This window comes from Sphingosinicella microcystinivorans (genome assembly GCF_027941835.1).
Taxonomy (GTDB): domain Bacteria; phylum Pseudomonadota; class Alphaproteobacteria; order Sphingomonadales; family Sphingomonadaceae; genus Sphingosinicella.
The window spans coordinates 4,099,473-4,125,108 of record NZ_CP116005.1; the positions used below are offsets into that span (position 1 = coordinate 4,099,473).

Annotated in this window: 24 protein-coding genes; 9 read left to right on the forward strand and 15 right to left on the reverse strand. The window is 63.8% G+C overall.

All coding sequences use genetic code 11. The annotated features are described in order from the left end of the window. Nucleotides 1–2,031 (reverse strand): conjugal transfer protein TraG, encoded by a 2,031-nt coding sequence (locus PE061_RS19790; RefSeq protein WP_271256923.1) that lies wholly within the window; start codon nucleotides 2,029–2,031, stop codon nucleotides 1–3. 194 nt (nucleotides 2,032–2,225) lie between these two features. Here PE061_RS19790 and PE061_RS19795 point away from each other — a divergent pair. Beyond that, nucleotides 2,226–3,399 (forward strand): IS3 family transposase gene (locus PE061_RS19795; RefSeq protein ID WP_420794355.1). Its coding sequence is split into 2 segments (ribosomal slippage): nucleotides 2,226–2,509 and nucleotides 2,508–3,399, totalling 1,176 coding nucleotides; the frame shifts between segments, so codons are not numbered across the junction. A 338-nt stretch (nucleotides 3,400–3,737) separates the two neighbouring features. Here PE061_RS19795 and PE061_RS19800 read toward each other — a convergent pair. The 5 genes from PE061_RS19800 to istA form a co-directional block, all read right to left on the reverse strand. Then, entirely contained in the window at nucleotides 3,738–6,098 is a 2,361-nt protein-coding gene (locus PE061_RS19800; RefSeq protein WP_271256925.1) for a TonB-dependent receptor, read from the reverse strand. Continuing rightward, complete coding sequence (locus PE061_RS19805; RefSeq protein ID WP_010335600.1) at nucleotides 6,095–6,424, reverse strand: 2Fe-2S iron-sulfur cluster-binding protein; 330 nt, start codon at nucleotides 6,422–6,424, stop codon at nucleotides 6,095–6,097. Before PE061_RS19805 ends, PE061_RS19800 begins: the two co-directional genes overlap by 4 nt. A 40-nt stretch (nucleotides 6,425–6,464) precedes the next feature. Further along, nucleotides 6,465–6,974: an alpha/beta fold hydrolase gene (locus PE061_RS19810; RefSeq protein ID WP_271256926.1), complete on the reverse strand. Its 510-nt coding sequence runs from the start codon at nucleotides 6,972–6,974 to the stop codon at nucleotides 6,465–6,467. A 204-nt stretch (nucleotides 6,975–7,178) separates the two neighbouring features. Continuing rightward, nucleotides 7,179–7,907, reverse strand: a complete 729-nt coding sequence (gene istB, locus PE061_RS19815) for an IS21-like element helper ATPase IstB (protein WP_031304487.1) — start codon at nucleotides 7,905–7,907, stop codon at nucleotides 7,179–7,181. Next, nucleotides 7,894–9,408 carry an IS21 family transposase gene (gene istA / locus PE061_RS19820; RefSeq protein WP_021238707.1) on the reverse strand — a complete coding sequence of 505 codons (1,515 nt, stop codon included), beginning with the start codon at nucleotides 9,406–9,408 and terminating at the stop codon, nucleotides 7,894–7,896. The genes istB and istA overlap by 14 nt, the downstream gene beginning before the upstream one ends. Nucleotides 9,409–9,588: 180 nt before the next feature. Between istA and PE061_RS19825 the strand changes: the two genes are divergently transcribed. Then, the gene (locus PE061_RS19825; protein WP_271256927.1) at nucleotides 9,589–10,914 is read left to right on the forward strand and encodes a type II toxin-antitoxin system HipA family toxin; all 1,326 of its coding nucleotides are present in this window, start codon (nucleotides 9,589–9,591) and stop codon (nucleotides 10,912–10,914) included. A 5-nt stretch (nucleotides 10,915–10,919) separates the two neighbouring features. Then, complete coding sequence (locus tag PE061_RS19830; protein ID WP_271256928.1) at nucleotides 10,920–11,816, forward strand: HNH endonuclease; 897 nt, start codon at nucleotides 10,920–10,922, stop codon at nucleotides 11,814–11,816. Between the two features lie 82 nt (nucleotides 11,817–11,898). Here the strand turns inward: PE061_RS19830 and rlxS are convergent, their stop codons facing one another. Continuing rightward, nucleotides 11,899–13,914: a relaxase/mobilization nuclease RlxS gene (rlxS, locus tag PE061_RS19835; protein WP_271256929.1), complete on the reverse strand. Its 2,016-nt coding sequence runs from the start codon at nucleotides 13,912–13,914 to the stop codon at nucleotides 11,899–11,901. A 363-nt stretch (nucleotides 13,915–14,277) separates the two neighbouring features. Next, the gene (locus PE061_RS19840) at nucleotides 14,278–14,973 is read right to left on the reverse strand and encodes a DNA methyltransferase (protein WP_271256930.1); all 696 of its coding nucleotides are present in this window, start codon (nucleotides 14,971–14,973) and stop codon (nucleotides 14,278–14,280) included. Nucleotides 14,974–15,237: 264 nt separating this feature from the next. Here PE061_RS19840 and PE061_RS19845 point away from each other — a divergent pair, with 264 nt between their 5' ends. Next, nucleotides 15,238–15,450: a hypothetical protein gene (locus PE061_RS19845; protein WP_271256931.1), complete on the forward strand. Its 213-nt coding sequence runs from the start codon at nucleotides 15,238–15,240 to the stop codon at nucleotides 15,448–15,450. 220 nt (nucleotides 15,451–15,670) lie between these two features. Then, nucleotides 15,671–16,096: a polyketide cyclase gene (locus PE061_RS19850; protein ID WP_271256932.1), complete on the forward strand. Its 426-nt coding sequence runs from the start codon at nucleotides 15,671–15,673 to the stop codon at nucleotides 16,094–16,096. Nucleotides 16,097–16,101: 5 nt separating this feature from the next. Here the strand turns inward: PE061_RS19850 and PE061_RS19855 are convergent, their stop codons facing one another. From PE061_RS19855 to PE061_RS19875, 5 genes are all read right to left on the reverse strand, one after another. Then, nucleotides 16,102–17,019 carry a HEPN domain-containing protein gene (locus PE061_RS19855; RefSeq protein ID WP_271256933.1) on the reverse strand — a complete coding sequence of 306 codons (918 nt, stop codon included), beginning with the start codon at nucleotides 17,017–17,019 and terminating at the stop codon, nucleotides 16,102–16,104. Between the two features lie 38 nt (nucleotides 17,020–17,057). Continuing rightward, nucleotides 17,058–17,651, reverse strand: a complete 594-nt coding sequence (locus tag PE061_RS19860; protein ID WP_271256934.1) for a lytic transglycosylase domain-containing protein — start codon at nucleotides 17,649–17,651, stop codon at nucleotides 17,058–17,060. Nucleotides 17,652–17,722: 71 nt separating this feature from the next. Next, nucleotides 17,723–18,244 carry a S26 family signal peptidase gene (locus PE061_RS19865; RefSeq protein ID WP_271256935.1) on the reverse strand — a complete coding sequence of 174 codons (522 nt, stop codon included), beginning with the start codon at nucleotides 18,242–18,244 and terminating at the stop codon, nucleotides 17,723–17,725. Continuing rightward, nucleotides 18,241–18,483 (reverse strand): helix-turn-helix domain-containing protein, encoded by a 243-nt coding sequence (locus PE061_RS19870; RefSeq protein WP_271256936.1) that lies wholly within the window; start codon nucleotides 18,481–18,483, stop codon nucleotides 18,241–18,243. Before PE061_RS19870 ends, PE061_RS19865 begins: the two co-directional genes overlap by 4 nt. A gap of 198 nt (nucleotides 18,484–18,681) precedes the next feature. After that, nucleotides 18,682–18,999, reverse strand: a complete 318-nt coding sequence (locus tag PE061_RS19875) for a DUF736 domain-containing protein (protein ID WP_271256937.1) — start codon at nucleotides 18,997–18,999, stop codon at nucleotides 18,682–18,684. A 729-nt stretch (nucleotides 19,000–19,728) separates the two neighbouring features. On the opposite strand from PE061_RS19875, the gene PE061_RS19880 reads away from it, so the two are divergent. After that, nucleotides 19,729–20,517, forward strand: a complete 789-nt coding sequence (locus PE061_RS19880) for a type IV toxin-antitoxin system AbiEi family antitoxin (RefSeq protein WP_271256938.1) — start codon at nucleotides 19,729–19,731, stop codon at nucleotides 20,515–20,517. 5 nt (nucleotides 20,518–20,522) lie between these two features. Further along, on the forward strand, nucleotides 20,523–21,440 hold the full coding sequence (locus tag PE061_RS19885) for a nucleotidyl transferase AbiEii/AbiGii toxin family protein (RefSeq protein ID WP_271256939.1): 918 nt from the start codon (nucleotides 20,523–20,525) through the stop codon (nucleotides 21,438–21,440). Between the two features lie 50 nt (nucleotides 21,441–21,490). Here PE061_RS19885 and PE061_RS19890 read toward each other — a convergent pair whose 3' ends face one another. Beyond that, on the reverse strand, nucleotides 21,491–22,387 hold the full coding sequence (locus PE061_RS19890) for a DNA -binding domain-containing protein (protein ID WP_271256940.1): 897 nt from the start codon (nucleotides 22,385–22,387) through the stop codon (nucleotides 21,491–21,493). Between the two features lie 381 nt (nucleotides 22,388–22,768). Next, nucleotides 22,769–23,545 carry a helix-turn-helix transcriptional regulator gene (locus PE061_RS19895; RefSeq protein ID WP_271256941.1) on the reverse strand — a complete coding sequence of 259 codons (777 nt, stop codon included), beginning with the start codon at nucleotides 23,543–23,545 and terminating at the stop codon, nucleotides 22,769–22,771. A 337-nt stretch (nucleotides 23,546–23,882) separates the two neighbouring features. On the opposite strand from PE061_RS19895, the gene PE061_RS19900 reads away from it, so the two are divergent. Beyond that, nucleotides 23,883–24,590, forward strand: a complete 708-nt coding sequence (locus tag PE061_RS19900; RefSeq protein ID WP_271256942.1) for a LuxR family transcriptional regulator — start codon at nucleotides 23,883–23,885, stop codon at nucleotides 24,588–24,590. Between the two features lie 410 nt (nucleotides 24,591–25,000). Next, on the forward strand, nucleotides 25,001–25,612 hold the full coding sequence (locus tag PE061_RS19905) for an acyl-homoserine-lactone synthase (protein WP_271256943.1): 612 nt from the start codon (nucleotides 25,001–25,003) through the stop codon (nucleotides 25,610–25,612). Nucleotides 25,613–25,636: the final 24 nt, after the last annotated feature.

A 25,636-nucleotide genomic window follows, 5' to 3' on the forward strand; every position in this document is an offset into this window, starting at 1 on the left:
TCAGATCCCCGGGACGAGGTCGCGACCGCGACCCTGATTCATCGCATGCGCGCGCTGCACGCCCTGTTGCTGGACCCTTCCGGTGGCGCGCGCCTGATCCATGGCCAGCTTGTCTGCGGCCGCATCGGCGTCGCCGCCATCATGGGCAGGCTCGGGCGCTGGCTGCACCGCCTTCATCTTTCGCAGCTTCTGCCCCGGCACCCGCTGGCGCTGCAGTCCTCCGTCTCCGGTTTCGGACGCGTCGGAAGAGGCTTTCGGGCGCTTCACGAGCGGCCTGGGACCATATCCTTCCCAGTCGTGCGCGCGCAGAACCGGCCGATCTGCATAAACGTCGCCTTCGAGCTTCGGCGCCGGCAGCAGGCGCTGCGAGAAATTGGCATCGGCGTAGTGGCGCAGCTTTTTCGCGCGGATCGGCGCGAGCCCCGACACCATGACGATCGCATCGGAAGGCGGCAGTTGCATCACCTCGCCCGTGGTGAGCAGCGGCCGCGCGGTTTCCTGGCGGCTGACCATGACATGCGCGAGCCAAGGCGCGAGGCGGTGGCCGGCATAGTTGCGCATCGCGCGCTGCTCGGTGGCCGTGCCGAGCGCGTCCGATATCCGCTTCGCAGTGCGCTCGTCGTTCGTCGCGAACGCGATACGAACATGGCAGTTGTCGAGGATCGCGTTGCTCTCGCCGTAAGCCTTGGCGATCTGGTTCAGCGACTGCGCGATGAGGAACGCACGGATCCCGTAGCCCGCCATGAACGCGAGCGCGGATTCGAAGAAATCGAGGCGGCCCAAAGCGGGGAACTCATCGAGCATCAGGAGCAGACCGTGACGGCGCCTGGTCTTTGCACCCTCAAGATCCTCGGTCAGCCGCCGCCCGATCTGGTTCAGGACAAGCCGGATGAGTGGCTTCGTCCGCGAAATGTCCGCGGGCGGGATGACGAGATAGAGCGAGACCGGCCGCTCGGCTTCGACGAGGTCGGCGATGCGCCAGTCGCAGCGCGACGTGACCGCCGCCACCGTTGGGTCGCGGTAAAGCCCGAGGAAGGACATTGCTGTCGACAGGACGCCCGAGCGCTCGTTCTCGCTCTTGTTGAGGAGTTCACGTGCCGCCGACGCGACCACCGGATGCACCTCGGGCGTCCTTGCCGTGCCGAGGTGGTTGGTCGCCATCATCCGCCGGAGCGTTGACTCGAAGCTCCGCGCGGGATCGGAGAGCAGCGCCGCAACACGCGCCAGCGTCTTCTCTTCTTCCGCGTAAAGCACATGAAGGATCGTGCCCACGAGCAGGCTGTGGCTGGTTTTTTCCCAGTGATTACGGCGTTCGAGTGCGCCTTCGGGGTCCACGAGCACGTCGGCGATGTTCTGGACATCGCGGACCTCCTGGCGGCCGCGCCGCACTTCCAGCAGCGGATTGTAGTAAGCCGAGCGAACATCGGTCGGATTGAAGAGCAGACAGTGGGAAAACAATTGCCGCCAGCCGGCGGTCAGCGCCCAGTTCTCGCCCTTGATATCGTGGATGACGGCGGACCCGGTCCAGCTGAGCAGCGTCGGGACGACGAGCCCAACCCCCTTCCCGGACCGCGTCGGCGCAAACGCCATGACGTGCTCGGGCCCGTCGTGGCGCAGGTAGCGGCGTTTGAATCCACCGAGAAACACGCCCGAAGCGCCGAACAAGCCCGCACGCGCGACTTCGCGTCGTCCGGCCCAGCGAGCAGACCCGTAGGTCGTCACGCGGCGCTGCTGACGGGCACGCCAGAGCGAGCCCGAGATCGCAGCGCCGCATCCCAGAAACCCGCTGCCTCCTGCAATCAGTCCGGCGTCGTCAAAGATCTCGGGCGCGTACGCCTCGTAATGGTACCACCAGACGAAGATCGCCCAGGGATCGTAGACGGGCGTCTCGAAGAGCGTGAACCATGATGGCCCGAGCGCGCCTTGATAGCCAAGCATCGAGGCGGCCCACTGCGTCGACGCCCACACGCCCAGCACCATGACGGCAAGGACCGCCAGAATCTGACCAATGAGAAGCTTCGTGGGCGTCATCCCGTACCTCCCGACGCGCAGATGCGGCGTCTTCACGAGTCGGAATGATCAGCTGTGCCGGGAGCCCGGGACAGTACAGTTTTGATGCATATTGGTGCATATTGACGCAATCAGCACCCGCCACTGAGGGATGTTGATCTTCCCCCGGTTGCGCGGACACCGATGAAGGGCTCATTGGAGCCAGGAGGTGTAAGATGGCAAAGGTTGGGAAGCGATATTTCACGGACGAGTTCAAGCGCGAGGCGGTGACGCTATGGGAGACGAGCGGTCGGATGCAGGCCGACGCTGCGCGTGAGTTGGGTATCATGCCGACGATGTTGAGGCGCTGGCAACGGGCACTGGAGATCAAGGGGACAGTGCCTGCGGCGAAGCCGCTATCATCGTCGATGGCGTCGCCGGCGGATCAGGCGTCGGAGATTGCCAGGCTACGCCGCGAGCTCGATCGCACGCGCATGGAGCGCGACATTCTAAAAAAGCGGTCGGCATTTGCGCGGAGATGCCACGGTGAAGTTCCAGTTCATCCGCGCCCATGCTGGCCCCTGGCCGGTCAGCGTCATGTGCCGCATGCTCGGTGTGTCGCGCAGCGGCTATTACGATTGGCGCGATCGACCGCCGAGTATGCGCATGACGGAGAACGCCGTGTTGCTCGCCGATATCCGCCGGATCCAGGCGCGGCATTCCGGGCGATACGGCAGTCCCCGGATGCATGCCGCGCTGCGCGCGGAAGGGCGCGGCTGCAGCCGCGGTCGTGTCGAGCGGCTGATGCGCCGTCACGGCATTCGTGCGCTTGCCGGTCGCCGCTTTCGGCCCTCGACGACCGACAGCCGCCATTACCTGCCGATCGCGCCGAACCTGCTAGCGCAGCGCTTCGAAGCAACGGCGCCGAACCGCGTGTGGCTGGCCGATATCAGCTATATCCCGACCGGCGAAGGCTGGCTGTATCTGGCGGCCGTGCTCGATCTGGCGACGCGCAAGATCGTGGGCTGGGCGATGCGGGATCACATGCGCACCGAACTGACGCTCGCTGCGTTGATGATGGCCGCCCAACGGCAGCGACCAGCACGCGGACTCGTGCATCACTCCGATCGCGGATCGCAATATGCCGCCGGGGCTTATGTCGATCAACTCACCGCGATCGGCGCGACCGCGTCGATGAGCCGCACCGGAAACTGTTACGACAACGCGCCGATGGAGAGCTTCTTTCATACGCTGAAGGTCGAACTGGTCCATCAATGCCGCTGGGCAACGCACGTCGAAGCCCGGCAGGCTCTGTTCGGATATATCGAAGGCTATTATAATCGGCATCGCATGCACTCGGCGCTCGGGTATCTCACCCCCGAACAGGCCGAGCAACGCATGACGGGCTAACCCTAGTGTCCGCACAACCGGAGGAAGATCAAATCAGGATCCTGCGTGTTGCCCCTAACGTCGGCTTTGTTGGCGTCGATGGCGCCGCCAGGCATTGGCTATCGAAGCTGAAGAGCCGGCAGTGATCAGGAAGCCGCGTCCGCGAAGTACCGAGTGGAACGCTATCGGGCTAGCCACCAGGCTGGTGATCGAAAGCCTTAGAAGCAAACGCTTCGGTCGCGGCTTAGGGCGGAAGGCGGCGGCGAGCATGACCAGCGCGCATAGGAGCCAGAAGATCGTGGTGAGCGGCACGGCGTTGCCGGCGAGCTCTCGGTGTCACCGTCCGATCGCCTGAAGCCCTAGAACGAATACCCAAGCTTCAAGTACCATTCGCGCGGCCGCGAATAGACCCCATACGTCGATCCGATGAAATTGAGGTCCGAGTATCCCGAGATAATGTAGCGCTTGTCGGTCAGGTTGGTGATTCCACCCGTCACCGACCAGCCTTGGGCAGCATCGAACGTCGCCGACATGTTGAAGACGCTGTAGCCGTCCTGTTTCAGCGAAGGTGTGTTGATCGCGTCCTTGTACGTCGCACTTCGATACGACCAGTCGCCCTGCAGCACCACGCGCCCTGCCTCACCATCGTAAGGCTCAACTGTAATCCCAGCATTTGCTGTCCATTTTGGCGTATTGGCCAGCGCACTGTCCACCGTCACCGGCGCCGCGCGGGCATCCACTTCGCGGTACTCGGCGTCAAGATAACTGACCGCTCCGGTCAGCCGGAAAGCGTCCGTCACAACCAGTTGAGCTTCCGATTCAAAGCCACGGATTCGCGCTTTTCCGGCGTTGCGCACCTTCGGTGCAAACCCGTCATTCACAATGATCTGCAGGTCGCTGTACTTCGTGTCGAATAGGGCGCTGTTCAACCGCAGGTGGCGGTTGAACAGCTCAACCTTCACGCCGATTTCGAGCACACGCGCAAATTCTGGCTCGAACGCAGGTGCTTCCGGCTCGGGCGGGAACACGCGCTGCGTAAAGCCGCCGCTTTTGAAGCCACGCGAGAAGGTGAAATACCCAAGCATGTCGGGCGTAAACTTGTAGTCGAGCGTCACTGACGGCGTGAACTCGTTCGCCGACGTCGTACGCTGCACTGCAGGCATGACGATATCCCCCACCCGCAGCGGCTGCGGTGAACCGGCGGCCATGCTGGTCACCGGGTTCGTCAGGAAGAACGGCGTCGGGAAGCCCGGTGGCAGCGGCGCCTGCGCAGCCGGATGTACGCGCAGCACCTCTTGGTCGGGCGAAAACCGCTTGTCCTCACTTGTATAGCGGCCGCCAAGCGTCAGATTGAGATTGTCAGTCGCATGAAAGATGAACTGAGCAAAGGCCGCATAACTGTCGTTCTTGACGCTACCGCCGCTCCGGAAATCGGTCGGCGCAGTGAACAGCGAGTTGATATCGGTGCCGCCTTCGTGGTGGTAATATAGGCCAAGCGTATAGTTCAGTTTTTCGCCGAACCCGTCGCCCTGAAGCTGGAATTCTTGGCTAAACTGATTTTGCGTGTAGTCGTTTTCGGTCCGCTGTATGGCAAGCGGCGACTGGTCGATATCGACCGCAAACGCACTATCGAGCTCACGGTAGGCGGTGATCGACTTGATGGTCACCGGTCCCGCATCCCACGAAGCATTCAGCGATACGCCCCACACGTCCGACACCGAACGGTTTGGGCCGCTTTCGTTGGTTTTATCCTTGTCGCCAGTAAGCCACTGCGCGTTGTAGCAGCTAGGATTGGAGGTTGGTGATGGCGGCAGACAGCCCGGCGCATTCAGGAAAACGTTGTGAAACAGAGGGAAAATGGCGTTCTCATTGACATCGAGAAGCGTTGTTGCAACAGCGCGCTCACGCGTACGCGTATAATCGGCGGACAAGAGAAGGTTGAAATCGGGCGTTGCATCCCACTCGGCGACGAAACGGCCTGAGTAGCTGTTCTGGTTGCCCTTCTTCTGTCCATCGACAAGTCGCTCGACATAACCGTCGCGCGTCAGCGCAAGGCCGCTGACGTAGAAACGGAAATCTTCGGATACCGGCACGTTGATCCGTGCGCCGACGTCAATCCGGTTGTACGAGCCGGTCGTGGCCTCAATGTTACCGCCAAGCTGTTCGTCCGGGCGCCGTGACGTGACGATAACAGCGCCGCCAATGGTGTTCTTGCCAAACAGTGTGCCCTGCGGACCGCGCAACACCTGAATGCTCTCGACGTCGCGCGTCTCGAGCAGCGCGCCAACCGAGCGGCTGATGTAGACGCCATCGAGGTAGATGCCGACACCAGGATCTACCGTCATATTGAAGTCGGTCTGCCCAATACCGCGCAGAAACACAGTGACCGAGTTGCTCGATCCCGAAGCTGCCGCTGCGGAATCGAAGCTGAGGCTCGGCGTGAACTTGCCGATGTCCGACACATTGTTGATCGCGCGCTCGCGAATGGCGTTCTCGCCAAACGCAGAGATGGCGACGGGCGAATCCTGAAGATTTTCGCTGACGCGCCGCGCCGTAACGGTGATCATCTCCAGCTCGGACGCATCGACTTCAACACCGGCCGTTTGCTGCGCGAACGCTGGAGCCGATGCGCTGGCCAATACCGCAAGCGCGGAGCCCATAAGAAGCTTGCACATAATCTCTCTCCCCTCGACAATTTTGGTGTTCTTCTTGTGTTTCATGACTGTGCCTTCGGCAGTTCCAGGGTCAGGCCGTCGAGCAGGTCGGTAAGGCGGATCTGGCAGGACAGCCGCGAATGCGGCGCACGTTCCGCTACGCAATCGAGCATTTCGTCTTCGGTCTCGCTCGGCGGTTTCAGCGCATCGAGCCACTCGGGGCCAACGTAAACGTGGCACGTGGCGCAGGCACAGGCGCCCCCGCAAACGGCTTCGATACCGTCCACGCCGTTCAGAACGGCCGCTTCCATGAGCGATACTCCCGCTTCGGTTTCGACCAGATGCTCGAAGCCGCCGGCTGCGCGGAAGATCACGCGGACCTTTGCGGTCATTGCGTCACCTCCTTCGCCGGAACGCCGACGTTTCCGCCAATCACTGCGCAGCCTCGATGAATGCGGCCGTCGTGCGCGCGAAATCGACCGGATGTTCGATCATCGCCCAGTGCCCGCAGTCGGGCATGATGTAGCCCCAGCTCGGACCAATTAGCTCAAGGAACTTGTATGCGTTGGCGAGCGGAACAACCTTGTCGAGCTTGCCGTTTACGATGAGAGTCGGTGCGGTGATGCGCCGGATATAATCGTCTTCGTAGTAGAGGCCGCCCTGGTCGCGGATCCACTGCATCGTGGCGCTGTAAGCGCGGCGCGTTTCCGGATCTACCGACAGTGCATACCTGTAGTCGATCATCGCATCGTCGATCTGGAAATTGTCGGTCGTGAGTGCACGGACGAGACGGATCATGCCTTCGCGCGTGAAATCATATCCAAGCACGGGTTCGAGCGCAGGATCGATTTTCGACACCAGACCGGCGCTGCCCATCAGGACGAGTTTGCGAACGAGTCCCGGCCGTTCGACCGCGACGCCGAGCGCCGATGCGCCACCCATCGAATTGCCGACAAGCGCGACATTTGTGTCAAACGGCGTTCAAAAGGGACCCCCGATCGGCGTCGAAGAGGGACCCCCTTTTCGGATAATATGATGCTGGTTTGTTGAAGATGGCCTTGCGCTGCGTGCGGCGGAGGGCGGGCGTAGCCCGACCGGAGGCGCGCGCAGCGCAAGATAGATTTTTGAAGGCGCCGAAGGTGGCTGTCAGCTGCGGTTTTTGAAGCGCCAGCTGTCGTTGCCCGTCTCGACGATATCGCAGTGGTGGGTGACGCGGTCGAGCAGCGCCGTGGTCATCTTGGGATCGCCGAACACGGTCGGCCATTCGCCGAAGGCGAGGTTCGTGGTGATGATGACGCTGGTCCGCTCATAAAGCTTGCTGATGAGGTGGAACAGCAACTGCCCTCCCGAGCGGGCGAACGGCAGATAACCGAGCTCGTCGAGCACGATCAGGTCGAGCCGCGACAGCTGCGCCGCCAGGGTCCCGCCTTTGCCGATCCGGGTCTCCTCTTCGAGGCGTGTCACCAGATCGACGGTGTTGAAGTAGCGGGCGCGAGCGCCCCTTCGCACGACATTGGCGGTGATCGCGATGGCGAGGTGGGTCTTGCCTGTCCCCGTGCCGCCGACCAGCACGATATTGCGGCGAGGCGGGAGGAAGGAGCCATCGTGAAGGGAGCGGATCATCTCCTCATTGATCGGTGTGCCCTCGAAGCTGAACCGCTCCAGGTCCTTCACCACGGGCAGCCTCGCAGCCGTCATCCGATAGCGGATGGAGGCTGCATCCCGGTGGGTCGCCTCAGCACGGAGCAGGTCGGTCAGTATCTCCATGGTGGTGCGCTTGCGCTGGAGGCCGGTGGTGACCGCCTCGTCGAACGCCGCCGCCATGCCCTTGAGTCCGAGGCCGCGCATCGTGTCGATCATATCATGCCGCTGCATCATAGCCTCGCAGCAGATCATAGCGGGCACAGTCGGCGAGCGGAGGATGCTGCAGCATCCGGTCTTCCGAAGTGACGATGCTGTGGGGTGTCGCCGGCTCGCGGCGCCGGGAGAGGATGTTGAGGATCAGCTCGTCGCTGGCCGTTCCGTTCGCCAACGCTTCGCGCACGGCAGCCTCTACCGGCTCCAGGCCATCGGTGAGCACCGCCGAGAGGACCCGCACGAACCTGCGATCGGCCTCGTCCCCGGTGCCGAGCCTTCGCCGTAATCGGTGCAGGGCGGGCGGCAGATCCCAGTCCTGGAACGGTGCGCCGTTACGCAGCGCGCCGGGCTTGTGCGCGAGGACCGGCAGATAATGCCAGGGATCGTATATCGTGCGGTTCCGACCGAAGTGGCGCTCATGCTCCCCGACGATCGCATCGCCGCAGCGTATGACGATGCGATCGGCATAGGAGCGCACCTGAACGGTCCGGCGTGCGGCCGTCGACATGACCGAGTAGCGGTTGCGATCGAAGCTGATGAGGCAGGTGCCGGTGACGGCATGCTCGCTCTCATGGAAGCCGTCGAACGGTGCCAGGATCGGCTGCAGGGCCGGTCGCTCCATATCCAGCGCCTCGGCGACGGTAATATCCCCGCGTTCGGGATGGGCATGATGCTCGGCCCAGCGCCGGCACTCGGCCTCCAGCCACCCGTTGAGCTCGGCCAGGCTGGCGAACCGGAGTCGCGGCTGGAAGAAGCGGCCTCGGATCGTCTGGACCTGCTGCTCGACCTGGCCCTTCTCCCATCCCGCCGCCGGCGAGCAGGCGGTCGGCTCGACCATGTAATGATCGGTCATGATCAGGAAGCGGCGGTTGAACACACGCTCCTTGCCGGTGAACACGGCCGTCACCGCCGTCTTCATATTATCGTAGATACCGCGTCGCGGCACACCGCCGAAGAACGCGAACGCCCGGGCATGGGCATCGAACAGCATCTCCTGGCCCTCGCGCGGATAGGCTCGGACATAGGGTGCGCGCGAGTCGCAGAGACGCATATGCGCCACCTTCACCCGCATCGGCTTGCCGGCGATCTCCACATCCTCGTGGCTCCAGTCGAACTGGTAGGCCTCACCCGGCTGGAAGGTCATCGGGATGAACGCCGGTGCGCCTTCGCCAGCATCCTTCCGCCGCGCAGCACGCCAGCGCGCCGCATAGCGGCGCACCGCATCATAGGATCCATCGAACCCCTCGCGCACCAGCAGGTCATGGATACGCGTCATCCGTAGCCGATCGCGGCGGCCGCGACCTTCGTTCTCCTCAAGCAGCGCATCGAGACGATCCTGATAAGGACCGATCCGCGGCAGCGGCTGGACTTTGCGCTGATAGTTGAACGCCGCCTCCGGCGACCGGATCGCTTTGCGGACGACCTTCCGCGACAAACGAAGGTCACGAGCGATCGCCTTGATCGCCTTACCCGCTGCATGCTCACGCCGAATCCGAACCACTGTCTCCACGATCAACATCCCGTTCTCGCCAACTGATCAAAACCAGTCGGCCGACTAAATCCCCGGGATGAAGGGGTCCTTTTTGCACGCCGATCACCCCACGAAGGGGGTGCCTATTGCACGCTGATCCTCAGCCCTTGCCGCCGCCAGGGCCGTCGGCCTTCGTCTCACCACCGCTAGCAGTCGGCAAGCCTGACGGTGGAACTTCCGGTTCACTACGAGGGGCGTCTGGTCGCCACGATCAGCGCGGACGCACAGGCAACCCGCCTCGTTTATGATGAAATCTGGCTTTCATCCACGGACAGCTTCCCGGTCTCGTTGGCGATGCCGATCCGACCCGAGCCCTATGACGGGGAACAGGTCCTTCCCTGGCTGATGAACCTCCTACCGGAGGGCGAACCGCTGCGCGCCATGACGCGCGCGCTCGGCGCTGCTCCGGAAGACGCACTCGGCCTGATCGCGCGGACCGGCAATGATCTGGCAGGTGCGCTCAGCATCGCCCCGCAGCCGCCACGCGGCGAGCCCGGCTATCGCCCGCCCCCCGATGCCGACGCACTTGAGCGGATCATCGAGGAACTGCCTGCGCGGCCATTCCTCATCGGTGAAGACGGGGTCTCGATGAGCCTCGCCGGTGCGCAGGAAAAGCTTCCAGTAGCTGTTATCGATGGCAAGATTGCGGTGCCGATCAACGGCGCGCCATCGACCCACATTCTCAAGCCCGACAATCCGCGGCTGCCCGGCAGCGTCCAGAACGAGGCGCTGTGCATGGTCCTCGCCCGCCGCATCGGCCTCAATGTTGCGCCGGTGACGACCGGCGTTGCGGGGAAACGCAGCTACTTGCTTGTCGACCGCTATGACCGGACGGGCAACGGCAACAATGTCCACCGCCTGCACCAGGAGGATTTCTGCCAGGCCCTCGGCCGTGTGCCCGCCGCCAAGTACGAATTCAACGGCACCGGCACGCGCGGCCCGTCGATTGCCGACATGTTCGCGCTCGTCCGCCAACACATGACCGCGCGCGACATCAACCGCCTACTTGATGCCGTGATCTTCAACGTGGCCATCGGCAATGTCGATTCCCACGCCAAGAACTACTCGATCCTGCTGGGCCCGGGCGCACCCCAACTGGCCCCGCTCTACGATCTCACGTCGGGCCTCGCCTGGGCCAACATCACCCAGAACCACGCCCAAGCCATCGGCGGCCAACGCCGCGGACGCCACATCTACGGCCGCCACTGGCGCCGGATGGCCGAAGCCGCTGGCCTAGCCGCGCGCGGCACGATCCAGCGCGCCGAGCAGGTAACGGCACGGCTGCTGCGCGAATTGCCCGCTGCGGTCGAAGAGGTCGCCACGATGCCTGCCGGTGCTGCGATGCTCGACATCTTCGCGAAGGAGATCGAGGAACGGGCAACCGAAGTCAGAACGCACGCTGGGCAGGACGGCGTGCCTGACGTCCCAGAGGTGCCCGCCGACGACAGCCCCGCTATCGGCTCAAGCGCCTATTCTGCTGACGAGAGCGTGTGATCGGCATGGCCAAAGGCATCTTCGTCCACCGGATTGACTCGATTTACGACGACAACCCCGCGGAGCAGTATCAATTTCCTCGCCAGTATCTCAGCCGTGTCAGCGCCTGCATCGGTGATTGGATCATCTACTACGAGCCCAGCAAGATCCGCGGCACACGCGGATATTTTGCGGTGGCCAAAGTGGCCCATGTCGTGCCGGACCCGACCGCTAACGACATGTATCTCGCGCTGATCGAACCTGGCACGTATCTGGACTTTCCCAACCCTGTCCCGTTCAAGGGTCCGCTGGGGCTTGTCGAGCGCGGCGTTCTCAACGACCAAGACAAGATTTCGGGCCGTACCCAGTCCGCGGTCCGGCCCCTATCGATCGAGGACTTCAACCGCATCATCGACCTTGGTCTTGCAGAAGATGACACCTTCCTGCCGAGGATCGACGAGACGTCCGACACCATGCTGCGCGAGGAATGCCCACCGTTCCAGTTCGAGACCGAACGCGACCGCGTGGCCAATCTGGGTTCGCGGCTTGTCCGTGACCGCTTGTTCCGCCGCCGCGTTGTCGAGGCCTATGACGCCCGTTGCGCGGTGACTGGGTTGAAGCTGATCAATGGCGGCGGCCGCGCCGAGGTCGAGGCTGCCCATATCCGCCCGGTAGATCGCGGCGGGCCGGATATCGTCTCCAACGGGATCGCCCTTTCTGGAACCGTCCACTGGATGTTCGATCGGGGCCTGATCGGGCTGAACGACGATCTCGAAATCCTTGTCAGCCGGCAAGCCAACGATCCCGACAGCATCCATTCTCTGATCAACAAGACTGGCTTCGCCATTCCGCCGCAGCGCTCTCTGGAACGCCCGCACCCGACCTTCCTTTCCTGGCACCGCGAGCATTGCTTCAAGCACTGACGACACCTGCATCAGACGCTGCGGCGGCTGCGATTCTCGTCATATCGGAACGATAATCGGCCAGCATCCATTTGCGATCGGTTCACGAAATTTCCGGGCCGCTTCGCCCGCGACCGATCGTCCAGTCGATGGCATCACCGCGGTCGATGCCCGAGACGGCCTTGCCCATATGCCGCTCGAGCACGGGCCGCCACGGAACCAGCGTAAAATCGCGCGAGCGTTCGATCACCGCAAGGCGGCCTCCCGAAGTCTCGACTGACCGACGATAGACGCCGCTTATCCGTGGCCCCTCCCCGGGCTCGACAAACTCCAGACCCAGCTCGCGCGCGAGCTGCGATCCGACGCGCAGCATCTCGCGCCGACGCAATATTTCAAGAACGTCGGGCCGATAGATGGTCTCGCTCGCAACCTCTTCGGCAAGGCCGGCAGCGATAAGCCACTGTCGCCGCCGCTCGAGCGCATCGTTCACGGCATGTCCGAACCCTGCGTCCCGCTCGACATCCGAAACGCCTGCGATGAGCTGCCGGTCGAGCCAGGTCGCGGCATGCGCACCGATAAGGCTGTCAAGCGGCTGCGGCGAGAGGACATCGACGCGGACGGGCATGTCCCTCACCTTCGCCCTCACGTATACCGCAACCCGCTCGATATGATCCGGCGCAATGCTCCAGCTGCCATCCGCCTCGCGCGCGGCGCTGCCGATCCTTCGCCTGAGCGCTTCAAGGCGCCGGACGTGCATTTCGGCGAAGGCGCGGCTGGCCGCCGGGTCATGGCGAAGGTGCGCGTCGATATCATAGCGACCATCGTTCGCAGCCGCGACCCTTGCGACGGTATAATCGACCTCGCGGATGCGGGGCGTTTCAGGTGTGATCCGGACGATGGCATCGTCAGCCAACGATTCAACAGTCTCGACCTTGCCGAGCGCGACGTAATGGCTGCGACCGTCGGTGGCCTCGATGATCAGATAATGATGATCCTCGAGCTCGTCGGCGAGCCCGCGTTCGATCACACGGCCGACACGCGGACGCGCCCCGGGCCCGGCGGGAGCATAGATCAGCTGATCGGCAAGAGCAGGCGCCTCGCCCCGCGCGCTGAATGCGCGCTGCATCGTCCGGATGATATCGCCGCGTTCACCCATCTCCCGCAGTGCTGCTTCAAGGCCGAGCGTGAGCTGCCAGTGCTGTCCTCCCACAGGCGCGGCGAGCCCCAAACGTTCGAGCTTGCGAAGACGCCCGATACGGATGGCCCGGTCGAACACATCCTTGCCACCAGCCTCGAGCCACCCTGCTGCATTGGCATCGCGAAGAAGAGCACGGTCAATCCCCGTCAGGCGTTCCTGCTCGACCTCACGTCGCAGCGACGCACGCACATCGCGCGCCGATCGCGGCCCAAGGTCCAGATCGACAAGCTCTGCGGCACGCTCGCGCATGCCCCGCGAGAGATATTCGCGCGCGATGACGAGATCCTTGCCGCGGTCGTCCTTGCCGCGGACGATGATATGCGTGTGTGGATGTCCGGTATTGAAGTGATCGACGGCGACCCAGTCCAGCCGGGTTCCCAAATCTTCCTCGACGCGTGTCATGAGACGCCGCGTGAGCGGCTTCAGGTCCTCGTATTCGGCGGCATCCTCGGCCGACACGATGAAGCGAAACTGATGGCGATCGTCCCCGGCGCGGCCGAGAAACGCCTTGCCGTCGACATGATCGTTTTCGGCGCCGTAAAGTCGCCCTCTGCCCCCGTCCCGCGTCGTGCCATCGCGCTCGATGTACCGGAGGTGCGCAAGCGCACCTGCCATGCCCTTGCCCGCGATCCGGACTATACGCGATTTGATGATGACGCGGCGGCGATAAACCATGGCTTTGGATCCTCGCGTAGCCAGCATACGTCCGGTGCCCGATCCCCGTCCGATCCGGCTCCCGTCGAAGCGCCCCCTGCGGCGTGATCTTCCAATGCCTCCGGCAAGGTTAGTCGCCGCAAGAATGCTGTGAAGGAATCGCTTCTGCGCCCGGCCGCGGCTGCGCATGCGACCAATGAAGGGTTCGAATTCATCATCCTTGCTCAAGGGTCCGGCCCGATCTCGTGGATTTTCGAGCAGAAGCATGACCGAGAACCAGCAACGGGAAAACCGGTGCCAGAATACAAACGCAAATCTGCGGCACAGAGACCAGTCGGCACCAATCCCAAACGGACAGTGCCAGTCGGACACAAGGATTCCAGCCAAAAAACGATGTGCAGACAATTGCCTGCGTGGGCGAGTCAGCGCAGTAGCACCAATGTTTTATCTTGCCCTACGCCGCACTTCCCCTCCCGGCCCCATCCGAACGCCAATCCACCCCGAATCCGATCGCAATACCCGCGCGGGCTGCACCTGGCGCCAGTCGATGGAAAGCGCATGATCTGAACCGCGGGCAAAAAATGACGGCGGGCCCTGCAAGAGCCCGCCGTCCTGGTATTCGCGGATAGGTCAGCGCGTCATGCCGAGCCGCGTGCACGCTGTTCGATGATGGCACCGGTCGAGTTCGATTCCGACAAAATCGCGCCCGCTATGATGCGCGGCCGCAAGCGTGGAACCGGAACCGCAGAACGGGTCGAGGATGAGGTCGCCCGGGCGGCTGAACGTCTCGACAAGCGGGCGTAATATCTCAACGGGTTTCTCGGTCGGGTGGAGCCGGTTGCCGGTGTAGCGGGGCCAGTCGATCACGTCGGGAATGGTGGTTTCGGGAAGCACCGGGCGGCCCTTTGCCAGCAAATACGCCTGCTCATGCGTATAGCGAAGGAAGCGCTGCGAGGACGCATAATGCTTGCGAAAAACAATGTGTCCGACCATACGAAGCCCGGCGGATCGCCATGCGGATATGAACTTATCCGCGGCGGTCCAGCCGTAACAACTGATGGCGAATCCGCCCTCCTTCAGCACGCGGAAGACTTCGGAAAATGCGGGCTGAAGCCAGCGGTCGTTGTCATCATTGGCAACGGTTCGCCCGTCGCGCGCACGGTAGCGGCAAATGTAAGGCGGATCAGTCAGAACGAGGTCGATGCTGCGATCGGGCAAACGCCGCATCACGTCGATGCAATCGCCGTGAACGATGGTGTTGCGGATGCCTTCCTGGTTTCCAAACGTCATTTTTGCCATGTCCGGCCGTGCTGTCGTCGTGTGCATTTCTGCTCTCCTTGGATCAGGGTTTCAGCGCTTTGGCGGCGCTGAACCCTGCCTCGCGGCGAGCCGTGGGAGAGCGGGGACGCAGCGGGAATCTGCGCGGGGTGGTGCGGGCGCAGCGCAGCGAGCCACGGCCCGGCCGATTGCCGTTGCGGGGGAGAGAGGGCTGGCCCTTTCCCCCGAACTTCGTTCGCGGCGGAGGCGCGAACGATCCGGCTTTCGGAAATCGCGCGTGCGCTCTATAGGGCCGGGCGAACAGGGAAACAGATGACGACGAATTTTCAGCGGGTGAGCGGGTTTATCGTGCGGCTGTCACCCGAACCGGTATGCGACGATTGCATTGCCGGGCGGCTGGCAATTGAGAGTAGCGACGATGTCGCGAACCGCACGCGCCAGCTCGCCGGCAGTGGCGGCTTCGAGATCCGGCGGGGCATCTGTGCGCTCTGCGGCGAGATGAAATCCGTAATCCTCAAATCCTGATTACCGGTACAATCGCGACGCTCGCCTAAGGTCGATACCAGGCGATCATGCACCGCAGCGGAATGTACGGGCCTTCCCCTGTGACTTGCAAAGTTTCCTGATTTACGGTTGAAGGATTCCGCTCGACATGAGCGCCGGTCCCGGGTGTTCGAAAACTACCAAAGCGCAGAAAAGTCGGGACCGGTTATTCCCCTGCGCAGAACATATCACCGGATCAGAAATGGAACTTCAGGCAATGCTCGCCGCGCGCACCTTCAGCGTCTCGATAGCATGCGAATGGCGTGCACTTTACGAGGAGATCTGGAGGCCGCAGATCTTCCCGAAATGGGCATCAGGCCTTTCAGAATCGCAGCTACTGCCGCGCGGTGATTACTGGCTTGCCGAAGGCCCGGAAGGAGCCGTTCGTATCCGGTTTACCGGCCACAACGAATACGGCGTCATGGACCATGTCGTCGATACGGGGAGCGGCGATCCCGTACACGTGCCGCTTCGGATCGTGCAGAACGGAGACGGCGCGGAGGTGATGCTGACGCTGTTTCGTCAACCCGGGATGGATGACGGACGTTTCTCCGCCGATGCCAAATGGGTGATGCGCGATCTCCGTGCACTGAAAGCGATGGCGGAGCGCAAACCGCAACGGGACTGATGGTCTCAGGCGGCGCGTTCGAGCTCGTCGATGCGCTGAAGGCACAGCGATTCAATGATACCGCGCAGGACCTCGACGCGGCTTCCGATCCACGCCAGTTCCTCGGATGTGATGCGGTAATGACGCGAATAGCGCGCCTTCACATAGGCCGCGCGCAGCAGCTCGTAGCAGCGCCGCTCGAACTTCGTCGTACCCGGCCAGACCTCGCGAAGCTGCGGCTCCAGCGCCTCGGTCTGCGAGCGCAGGCGGTTCAGATTGTGCGTCTTGGGCGAGTACAATGTGCGGACGAGAAATAGTGTGTGATAGAGCCTTTCCGTCGTCTGATGCAGATCAAACGCAGCAACCTTTGGCGCGGCATCATTCATCGCATGCTGATACTGCCTAAAAAATTGCTGGGCGCTCTCGAACCATTCTTCGTAATAGTCCTGCGTCTCGCGCAGCGCCTCTGCCGGCGATAGCGGTTGCGGCACCTCGAACGGGTGCTCCGGCTCCTCGAACAGCACGATGCCGTCGCGCAGGATATCGGTGAAAAAATAGCGCCCGCGGCGCAGCTGTGCGTTCACGTCATCGAGGCTGTGGTAGATGAGGCTGACGGGCGTACGCAGCCGTCCGTCAGCAAGCTCGGTGAGCAGCCGGTCCTCGGTCTTCGTCCAGAATTCCGGAACGTCGGTGAGGTCCTCGTGATTGACGACGACGAGAATATCGTAGTCGGAAAAATAGCGCCCGACCGGGTCCTCGACCCAATCGCCGCGGGCGTAGCTGCCGAACAGGATGATCTTCAGCAGATGCCCGCTCCGATACCGCGGCTGCGTGCGCCGCGAGATCGCCTCGGCGAAGCCCTCGCGCACGATCCCGACGACATGCGCAAGCTCGCGGCGCTTGCCTTCGGGCAGCGATACAGCCGGGTCATCGGGATATTTCATGGCGTCAGAATCGCGCCAAATCATATGCTTGCCAAGTCTTATTTACGGAATTCGTCGCGTGCATCCGCTGCCGGCGCGGTCCCGGTCGCATCGCGTTCAGGCAGCGCAAACAGGCTCCCCCCCCCGGTGTTCGAGCGCGCCTGTGTGCCCGCGCCTCCGCCGACGAGGAACAGTGCCGGGCGCGGGGCCGAAGGCGCCGGCGGAGCGCCTTGCCGCACGCCGCAAGGCGCGGCGGGCCTGCCCGCGACCGCGGCGACATAGGCGCGTGTCTCGCGTGGCAGCGCGCGCGTGCCGGCAAGGCACTCGCCGTAGCGCGCGGGGCCGGCGTGATAGGCCGCAAACATGCCGGGAAAGCCGAAGCGGTCGTGCATCAGCCGCAGATAGGCGGCACCGGCGAGGATGTTGTCGCGGGGCGCATGCGGATTACGCCCCAGGCAAAGCACCGCGCGCATATCGGCCCAGGTGCCGGGCATCAGCTGCATGAGACCCATTGCGCCGGCGCTGCTGGTGATGGGCCGGCCGTCAAGGACGGCGCGCCCCGCGCTTTCGGCGCGCATCACGCGTTCGATCCAGTCAGCCGGAATTCCGAACCGGAGCGATGCCTCGTCGACGAGCGGACGCCAGCGTGCCACAGCGTCGGCGCGTGCGGGCTGGGCGACTGCGAGCGCGGCCAGCAGCGCCAGCGACCGCGCAGCGCAGGCGGTCAGGGGTGCCTCCAGATCAAATGCGCCTTGCCGAGAATGTCGCGGCGTTGGCTCGGCCCGAAATACCGCCCGTCGAACGAGGCGGGATGCGCTGCGAGCAGCAGCACGTCGCCCGCGCCGAGCCGGCGGCAGCCGTGCCATGCGGGCATCGGCCGGCCGGCGCCGTCGCGGCGCAGCCGCAGCGCGGCGACGGCGCCGTTGACGATGACCCGGTCGTCGCTTGCGCAGACCATATCGCCGGGTATGGCGGCGATGCGTTTGATGAGCGGCACGTTCGCCGGGAGATAATGGCGGCGCGCGGCAAGCTCGCGCCAGGGCGCCGGCAGGCGGGCGGCAACGCGATCGCCGCGTGCCGGATTTCCGGCCGCCGTCACGAGATAGAGACCCGTCGGCGCGCTCGCCGAGCCGTTCCAGATGAGCAGAGGCCGCGGCCGCGCGAGGCTGACCGCGGCAAGCGCCGCGATCAGAAGCGCGGCTCCGGCCGCAGGCCACGTGCGCATCGGCCGGAGGGGCGACGTCACGGCCTGCCGCCCTTCCTGCGCCCGGAAGCCCGCGCAGTTGCGCGCGACCAGGCGTCGAGATCGTCGATATGGTAGCGGATGTTGCGGAAGTGTCGCCGGAAGCGCGGCCCCGTGCCCTTGCTGCGATGGGCCTGAAGCGTCCGCGGCGAGATTCCGAGCCATGCTGCGGCCATCGCCGGATTGAGGTACGGCGATCGCGGCCGCGCGGGCCGCTCGCGTCCGGGTTCTCTTTGCGTCATGAGCGCGCCTCCCTGGCCAGCGCGGCGCCGCACGCGGCGCGGCGTGCCCTTGGTGCCAGTATGGGCAGGCCGTGCAGAGGCTCGAAAATCGCGCGTTCCGAATTCGAGCCTGGCGCAGCCGGAAGCCCGGCAGGCCGCGCACCCTCCGTCTGCTGCAGGAAAGGCGGCCCCGCGCGCGAGGCGCGGGGCCGAACCCGCTCAGTCGTAGGGGTTCCAGATGACCGCGAACGTTTCGTCGGTCTCGCCCGGCACGCGGCCGAGGTTGGCGTAGAGCCGGCGCGGTCCGAACTCCGGCGCGGCGATGCTCAGCGACACGTAGTCCCTGCCCGACGTTTCGCCGGTGCGGATCCAGCCCGCACCGATCTCGATGCCCTGGGTCAGCACGCGGTAGTCGGGCTGGGCGTCGCCGGTCTTCGTGCGGTTGGGGATGATCTCGATCCCGGCGCGGATCGAGAGGGTTTTGAGCTCGCCCTTGTAGCCCTCGCCGCTGCGCTTCACATGTCCGATTGCAGGCATTTCATTTCTCCTTCGTGTCTCGCCCGAACCCGTTCCGGGCGATGGGCAGACCGTCGGACCAGCCCCGAGCCGCAGTCCCGCACCCGCAAGGGCCGGAGCGTGAGCGGCGGACCTGACGCCCGGCTTGTTTGGGAGCGAAGCGGCCGCGAGGAGCCCGGCACGGGCGGGGAAAGAAGCCGTAAGGGCGGAAGGTTTCGGGACAAGGCGGCTGGTCCAGGTCAATGCCCGGTAAGCCGGGTCACGGGTACGGGGAGACGCCCTGGGGAAGAGAAGCCGCCCACAGCCACAGCAGACGCAGCGGCGGCGCTATGCCGCGAGGGATCCCCGGCATTCGTCAGGGCCCGGTATCGAACGCGAGCTTCAGGGCGGCGGCCAGCCCGCCGGAGGAGACCCGGTGGTATCGGGGCTCGGGAAATGTTTTTTCGAACCGGCGGCACCAGGGGACAAAAACGGTTTAGCCAACAGCATGAAAGGTACAGCGCGAAGGCTATGTCTGCTTTCGCCGTATTCGGAGCACCAACGATCATCGCGCCGACGATCAGCAAGTCGGCGAAAACGCCTCCCTGCCAATCCGGGTCATTTACAGCGATTGTTCGCCATGTTCGCCCGAGAATATGGGGAGTTGAGGTCAGGAAGGTTTACTATTTTCCTAAAACACTAAGTATGACTTAGGGAATTGGAATGATTATAAACTCGACAATGGTTTGCAAATATGTCAAAAGACCAAGCATGACTATGCGTTTTGATGGAAAACTAAACCGTCTCCAGCAAGAACTTCCCGAGGGGCTTCTTGCCGATGCCGCCTGGATGGAAGCTCAGGGATATTCATCGGCGCTGCGTAGCCAGTATGTCCGGGCGGGCTGGCTTGAGAGTCCGGCGCGGCGCGTCTATCGCCGCTCGCGTTCACCTCTGACATGGCAGCAGGTTGTCGTTTCGCTCCAGACCGTGCTCGACCTTCCACTGGCCGTCGGCGGGCGCACTGCGCTCGAACAGCAGGGCTATGCGCATTATCTGCCCGCCGCGATGCGCGAGGTTCATCTCTATGGGCCGACGCATCCGCCGACCTGGCTGGCGAGCCTGCCGCTCGATCTCGCGTTTCGCTGGCATAACAGCCTGCGGCTGTTTCCCGGCGATGTCGACGCGCCGCCTGAGTCGAGTCCCGTCATGGTCAGCACAGGCGGTCTGGCCCTGCCCGTCCGCTACTCCAGCAAGGAGCGCGCCGTTCTCGAATTGCTCGACGAACTGCCCGAGCGGGAGAGCTTCCAGCAGGTCGATGCCCTGATGGAGGGCCTCAGTGATCTAAGTCCGCGCCGCCTGCAAATGCTCCTTGAGGCTTGCACCAGTGTCAAGGTGAAGCGGCTCTTTCTGTTCTTCGCCAGTCGCCATGGGCACGCATGGCTCGCCCGGCTCGACACGTCGCGTGTGAACCTTGGCGCGGGCAAGCGCGTTCTTGTCAAAGGCGGCAAGCTCGACCCGCGCTACAATATCACCGTTCCGCCCGAATTCGGGGCGCATTGATCGTCATGGCCTTTCTCGACATCTATCGGCGGCAGGTTGCGCTCCTCATTCGCACCCTCCCCTTCGTGGCCGGGGAGAGCGCCTTTGCCCTCAAGGGCGGCACGGCGATCAATCTGTTCGTGCGCGACATGCCGCGCCTTTCGGTGGACATCGACCTCACCTGGCTGCCGGTTGCGGACCGTCGCACCTCGCTTGCCGCGATGGATGCCGCGATGCTGCGGATCAGGACGAGGATCGAGCGCGGTATTCCCGGTGCGCAGGTCAATGTCTCGCGATCGGCGGATGCGAAAATCGTCACAAAGCTGATCGTGCGCGCCGGAGATGTGCAGATCAAGATCGAGGTGACGCCGGTGCTGCGCGGCACCGTCTATGCCCCTCGCCTTATCAGCGTGGCGCCTGCGGTCGAGGATGCTTTCGGCTTTGCCGAGATTCAGGTCGTGTCCTTTTCTGATCTCTACGCGGGCAAGATCGTGGCCGCACTTGACCGTCAGCATCCCCGCGACCTTTTTGACGTGCGAGATCTGCTGGCGAACGAAGGCATCGACGACGAATTGAGATGCGCCTTCCTTGTCTATCTTGCAAGCCACCCCCGCCCGATGGCTGAAGTCCTTGCTCCGAACCGCAAGTCGCTGCGCGGTGAGTTCGCGCGCAGTTTTGCCGGAATGACGCATGAGCCGGTCGACCTCGCCGAACTTGAGGAGGCGCGCGAAGCGATCATCACCGCAATGGTCGCTGACATGCCGGAGGCGCATCGGCATTTTCTTCTCGGATTCAAGCGCGGGGATCCGGACTGGGATCTGCTCGGCATAGCCGATGCGCAACACCTGCCCGCCGTCCTGTGGAAACTTTTCAATCTCGGCAGGCTGACCGCCGACAGGCGGCGCGCGCTGGTCGACACGCTTGAAAATATACTGTTCCCGTAAGTGACACTCGCCTCCCAATCAGGCACGGCTCATGCCCCTGCGGCAGACGCTCAGTGCCGCCCGAGTGCCCCCGGCATGAGAAGACGCGCTGCCGGTTGCGCGCGAAGCCACCGGGTCTGCCGGACGAGACGCTGAATCTGCGTCCTGCGTGCAGCAGCGTTGACGCGCCAGCGGCGACCAATGGCTTCCTCGCCGAAAAGGGCTGCCGCGATCTCGCGCTGCGAGGCACCCGCATCGAGCGCATCGCTGACCCGCAGCAACAGCGCCCACCGCCGTGCTCCGGCGGATGATGGATACGTGCCGCGCCTCAGGACGCCGGTCCGGCAGAGCGCAATAAACCGGGCGAGCGCGTGCATCGGCGCGGCCGCGGCTACGAGGCCGGGCAGCTGCCATGTCAGATGCGCAGGACCTTCGAGGAGCGTGCCCGCGACGATATCGATGCGCAGGCTGTGCGCGCCGTCCGTCACGAGAAGCCGCTCGGCGCCGGCCAGACGTTCTATCGCAACGGCGACAGGCAGCAGGTCCGGCGAGAACGCTTCGCTGCCGGCGCAGGGCGCCGCTGCGGCAGTCAGCACGAAGGGATCAACGTCCCTGCGCCACCAGACACGCGCCCGCGCGCTGATGATTGCCGGGTCTTCGAACCGGTGAAGACCAAAGCGCCCGGCATCCGTATCGCTGCGCGCTGCGGCGCGGTATGCGGGGTCGCGGCGCAGCCATTCCCAGGCGATGAGCGGCGCGTCGCACGCCGCAAGCGCGCGATAAGGCGCATCGGAGCGCCAGTCAGGGATGCCCCGATCGGGCATAGCTCGGCGCCGGCCGGGTAGCGCGACCCCGCGCGCCGGGACGGCGGCGATGCCCACGGCGAGCGCATGCGATTTCTGTCCAAAGCTTTTCCACAGGCGCCTCCGGCTTGCGCGCACGATGCCGGAAGGGGATGGCGGCGCCATCAACCCCCAAAGGGGTTATTGCCAGGAGTGCAGCTTGCCGAGGTCGATTTCACAGCAATACAGCGCAGCGGACCAGGCCGTGGGCTCGTCCGAACCGTTAGCCTGCGGCTTTCATGTCATGTAGTGACGTTCTCGCCGCGTCCCGAAATCCGGTTGTCCCTGTTCCTTGCCTTCAGGACGTCATCTGCCTCTCCGTTGCAGAAAAACCCCGTCCGCGGGGTTCAGCGCCAGACCGCAACGTCCAGTATAATGCACACAAAGACGCACAACGTTCAGTACACAGGACATTATCGACCACGATTGTGGACACCCTCCCCCCCGGGACCGCGCGCGCGGCGGGGGATGTTTTCGATGTAGCGGTGAACCAGAACCGCAAAGTGGCTACGCCCAGGAAATGCAGTCGCGCATCTCGATAAGGCCCGCGCTCATTGCGGCGAGCGCGAGCTGCGTCCGGCGCGTGACTCCGAAACGCTGCCTCGCCGTCTTCAGATAGCGTGTCACGGTCTCCTCGCTCAGACCAAGGATCCGCGCGATCTCCCAGTCGGTTTTCCCCTGCGCCATCAGCACCACACATTCACGCTCGCGCGGACTCAAATGCGGACGACGGGACGGGGTGCCAAGAATTGACGATGCGGCAAGAAACGCCCGCTGCGCGATGAAATCTGCGGCAAGAAGGGCACGCGGTGCAACGCAGTGCCGCGGCCTCACCGCAAAGGAACAGCTCGCGGTACGACCGCCCGGCGCGTGCAGCGGCACCGTGTAGCCGTTGCCGAGTCCGGCGCGGCGGGCAGCCGCAAGATGCGCGCGCTCCATATCGCTCAAACGCATGAGCGCGGGCAGCTCGCTCCACCGGAACCCCGCAAGACGGCAACTCGCCGCGTGCCAGGCGGGATCATGCCGCCAGCCGCCAAGCATGAATGCGTCGGCCCACCCGGGCGGATAATTGTGGAGGAGAAGAAGATCGGGAGGCGGCCTTGCAAGATTTGCATGTTCAGCGATCGCGAAAAAGGAAAACCCGAGATCGCTGGCGGCCGCGCCAAGCAGTGCAGCAAGCGCCGGCAGCGTCCCGGCACGTGCCACGTTTGCCGCAAACGAGCCCGCGACATCCAGAGCGAAGTCCGGCGCGCCTGGCGCAGGATGAAGTTCAGATGGCGCCAACGATGTTGCGCCTTCGTCAACTTGCCCCCTGCGCTCACCCGGAAGCACCACAATTGCCTTCCGCCAAATAAAGAGAATATACTTGCATTATCCGATTCTGTGAATTTACTATCTACACCCCTGACCGGACGGGCGAGGTCGCGGACATTACTTGTCCAACCGCACCCGGGCAGAGCAGTGATCGCGCCTGCCAGGCAAGCGTTCTTGAGGGGCGCTGCCGGCGTGTGAGAAGGCGGCCGGGAGATCTGGCATCAATGAGAATGCCGGGTTTTTCGGGCCGGGTCATGGGCCAATGCCTCTGCTTGCTGCCTCCGCGTTCGCGCGCAGGATTTCCGCCGTGAAGACGCACAGCGCGCTTCGCGATGCCCTTGCGGACGCCTGCGACCGGATGGGCATCCGTTATTTTGCGCTCTCGCATCACGTTGATTTTTCCGCATCGCCGCGCGCCGTACGCATTCATAATTATCCGCCCGGGTGGCAGGACTGGTACGATGCAAACCGGCTCGGGCTTTCCGATCCGATCCACCGGGCAAGTCACCGGACGGCGCAGGGTTTTCTGTGGCGCGATGTCCCGCAGCTCATTCCGCTGACCCGGACCGATCGCGACGTGCTGGCCCGCGGGCGAGAGATCGGGCTCGGCGAAGGTGTCACAATTCCCGCCCACGTGCCGGGAGAAGCGCTGGGATCATGCACCTTCGTTTCGGTCGCGGATGAAGCGCTGCCCGACGAAGTGCTGCCATGGGCCCAGATGATCGGGCTGTTTGCCTTCGAGGGCGCCCGCCGTCTTTCCCGCCAGCGCCGCCGTACTCCCGGCGTGCGGGTCAGCGACCGTCAGCGCGAATGCATAGCGCTTGCCGGCCGCGGCCTGCGCAATCATGAAATCGCGCGCGAGCTCGGGATTGGTGAGCAGACGGTGCTCGAACATATGCGTGAGGCACGGGCACGGCTTGGCGTGCATTCCCGAACCGAACTCGTCGTTCGGCTGATTGCCGAGGGTGCGCTTTGCATTGACGATGTCCTGAAACCTGAGCGGATGGCCCTTTAAGGATGACCGCGCACCGGATGGTTCTCGTGTTTCGGGGATATGCGCGCCGAAATTGCAAATAACGCAATTTCCCGAAAGCATTGCTGCGAGGCGTAAATGCCCGCGGATCGGATCTGACGGCCCGTCGGCATGGCAGAATGATCCGTTTACGTATCATTCCCGAATATAATGATCTGCAAACGTATCTTTATTGCGGCAGGCCTGCTCTGACGGGCAACGTGCTGGTCCTGGTGCAGTAAAGGCTCCCGATCCGAATACGCCAGCCTGTACAACGCTCGCCCGCAGAGAGCCTGCCTGATCTCGCCACTCCATCTGACCAGAGAATCGCCTCCCTGTTTCCAGGGATGCACGGCGCTGCAGCCCTCTGCTCAACTGGTCCGCATCCGAAGTGAGGCGAGGGAGCAGGCGCGATGCTACATGTGATTGACCACAACAGCGGTGCGAACGGCGATGTTCTGCGCGCGATGTTCGAGGCACGGAAACAGGTCTTCGTCGATCTGCTCAAATGGGACGTACCCGTGATCGGCGGCACGTTCGAGATCGACGAGTTCGATGATAGCCATGCCGCCTATCTGGTCCTGACCGACGCATCGGGCGCGCACCTCGCTTCGGCACGTCTCCTGAAAACCGTTCGCCCGCATATTCTCGGCACATTATTCCCCGCGCTCTGCGAAGGCGCCGTACCGCGAGCCCACGATACACGCGAGATCACACGCTTCTGTCTCGACCGCCGCCTCAAGGCGCGTGCGCGGCGCGGCGCCCGCGACCGGCTTGTCAGCGGACTTGCCGAATATGCGCTGAACCAGGGCGTGCGGCGATACACAGCAGTCGCCGAACAGGCATGGCTGCGACAAATCCAGGCGTTCGGCTGGACCTGCCGCCCGCTGGGTGCGGCGCAGCGGCACGCCGACGCCGATATCGCAGCGCTCCTGATCGACATCGACGCTGAAACACCCGCCCGTCTCGCGGCAGCGGGAATCTGGAGCGCACCAGACCACCCTCCCCTTCAGCGTGCCGCCTGAGACTCATTTCAACCGGAGATCTGC

Excerpts from the sequence above, each read along its gene's own strand:
- PE061_RS19790 (WP_271256923.1), bottom strand. The coding sequence starts at position 2,031 with ATGACGCCCACGAAGCTTCTCATTGGTCAGATTCTGGCGGTCCTTGCC.
- PE061_RS19800 (WP_271256925.1), bottom strand. The coding sequence starts at position 6,098 with ATGAAACACAAGAAGAACACCAAAATTGTCGAGGGGAGAGAGATTATG.
- PE061_RS19805 (WP_010335600.1), bottom strand. The coding sequence starts at position 6,424 with ATGACCGCAAAGGTCCGCGTGATCTTCCGCGCAGCCGGCGGCTTCGAG.
- PE061_RS19810 (WP_271256926.1), bottom strand. The coding sequence starts at position 6,974 with ATGGGTGGCGCATCGGCGCTCGGCGTCGCGGTCGAACGGCCGGGACTC.
- istB (WP_031304487.1), bottom strand. The coding sequence starts at position 7,907 with ATGCAGCGGCATGATATGATCGACACGATGCGCGGCCTCGGACTCAAG.
- istA (WP_021238707.1), bottom strand. The coding sequence starts at position 9,408 with ATGTTGATCGTGGAGACAGTGGTTCGGATTCGGCGTGAGCATGCAGCG.
- PE061_RS19830 (WP_271256928.1), top strand. The coding sequence starts at position 10,920 with ATGGCCAAAGGCATCTTCGTCCACCGGATTGACTCGATTTACGACGAC.
- rlxS (WP_271256929.1), bottom strand. The coding sequence starts at position 13,914 with ATGCTTCTGCTCGAAAATCCACGAGATCGGGCCGGACCCTTGAGCAAG.
- PE061_RS19840 (WP_271256930.1), bottom strand. The coding sequence starts at position 14,973 with ATGCACACGACGACAGCACGGCCGGACATGGCAAAAATGACGTTTGGA.
- PE061_RS19845 (WP_271256931.1), top strand. The coding sequence starts at position 15,238 with ATGACGACGAATTTTCAGCGGGTGAGCGGGTTTATCGTGCGGCTGTCA.
- PE061_RS19850 (WP_271256932.1), top strand. The coding sequence starts at position 15,671 with ATGGAACTTCAGGCAATGCTCGCCGCGCGCACCTTCAGCGTCTCGATA.
- PE061_RS19855 (WP_271256933.1), bottom strand. The coding sequence starts at position 17,019 with ATGAAATATCCCGATGACCCGGCTGTATCGCTGCCCGAAGGCAAGCGC.
- PE061_RS19870 (WP_271256936.1), bottom strand. The coding sequence starts at position 18,483 with ATGACGCAAAGAGAACCCGGACGCGAGCGGCCCGCGCGGCCGCGATCG.
- PE061_RS19875 (WP_271256937.1), bottom strand. The coding sequence starts at position 18,999 with ATGCCTGCAATCGGACATGTGAAGCGCAGCGGCGAGGGCTACAAGGGC.
- PE061_RS19880 (WP_271256938.1), top strand. The coding sequence starts at position 19,729 with ATGACTATGCGTTTTGATGGAAAACTAAACCGTCTCCAGCAAGAACTT.
- PE061_RS19885 (WP_271256939.1), top strand. The coding sequence starts at position 20,523 with ATGGCCTTTCTCGACATCTATCGGCGGCAGGTTGCGCTCCTCATTCGC.
- PE061_RS19890 (WP_271256940.1), bottom strand. The coding sequence starts at position 22,387 with ATGGCGCCGCCATCCCCTTCCGGCATCGTGCGCGCAAGCCGGAGGCGC.
- PE061_RS19905 (WP_271256943.1), top strand. The coding sequence starts at position 25,001 with ATGCTACATGTGATTGACCACAACAGCGGTGCGAACGGCGATGTTCTG.